The sequence below is a fragment of the Bacteroides sp. CAG:633 genome, from assembly GCF_000435115.1.
Taxonomy (GTDB): domain Bacteria; phylum Bacteroidota; class Bacteroidia; order Bacteroidales; family Bacteroidaceae; genus Bacteroides; species Bacteroides ndongoniae.
Genome location: NZ_FR882997.1, coordinates 1 through 990 on the forward strand (window position 1 = coordinate 1; position 990 = coordinate 990).

Annotated in this window: 1 protein-coding gene; it reads left to right on the plus strand. The window is 57.4% G+C overall.

The annotated features are described in order from the left end of the window. On the plus strand, positions 1-859 hold an 859-nt coding region (locus tag QVP67_RS02400), incomplete at its 5' end, for a glycoside hydrolase family 28 protein (RefSeq protein ID WP_288179823.1). Between the last annotated feature and the right edge of the window lie 131 nt (positions 860-990).

Sequence of the window (990 nt, forward strand, 5' to 3'; positions counted from 1 at the left end):
GCTGCTCGAAGGCGTCACCTTCAAGAACTCGCCCAGCTGGTGCTTGCATCCGCTGTCATGCGAACATATCACCATCGACAACGTAAAAGTATTCAATCCCTGGTACTCGCAGAACGGCGACGCCCTCGACCTGGAGTCGTGCACCAACGCCGCCATCACCAACTGCATCTTCGACGCAGGCGACGATGCCATCTGCATCAAGTCGGGCAAGGACGAGGATGGAAGAAAGCGTGGCGAACCCTGCCAGAACGTCATCGTACGCAACAACATCGTCCTGCACGGACATGGAGGCTTCGTGGTGGGCAGCGAAATGTCGGGCGGCGTGAAGAACATCTACGTGGCCGACTGTACCTTCCTCGGCACCGATGTAGGTCTGCGGTTTAAGAGCACCCGCGGACGCGGCGGAGTGGTAGAAGGCATCTACATCGACCGCATCCAGATGATTGACATCCCCTACGAACCACTGCTGTTCGACCTCTTCTACGGCGGCAAGGCAGCCGGCGAGGAGAGCGAAGACGACCTGCAGGGACGCATGAAGGCCGAGATACCGCCCGTAACGGAAGAAACACCTGCCTTCCGCAACATCCACATCGCCAACGTCACCTGCAAGGGTGCCGGCCGTGCCATGTTCTTCAACGGACTGCCCGAGATGCCTATCGATAACGTCACCATCAACAACGTCACCATCAGCGACGCCAAGCAGGGCATCGTCATCAGCCAGGCGCGCAACGTCACCCTGGAGAACGTACACATCGGCACACCGGGCGAGGCCATGCAGATAAAGAATGCACAAGACATCCGCGTCGACGGCCAGACTTATCAGAACCCCGGCCCGAAAGCCATGCCCGTCAAGATGTAAAACCCGCCGATAACGACAGGTAACAACAGACAGTAACCGCCGCAGAAGCAGACAACCAGCCTGCCTCCTGCTGCACAAACCATACAATCCATTAAAACTGCAATATGAGCAAGATAAACTCCAAAGTGGCC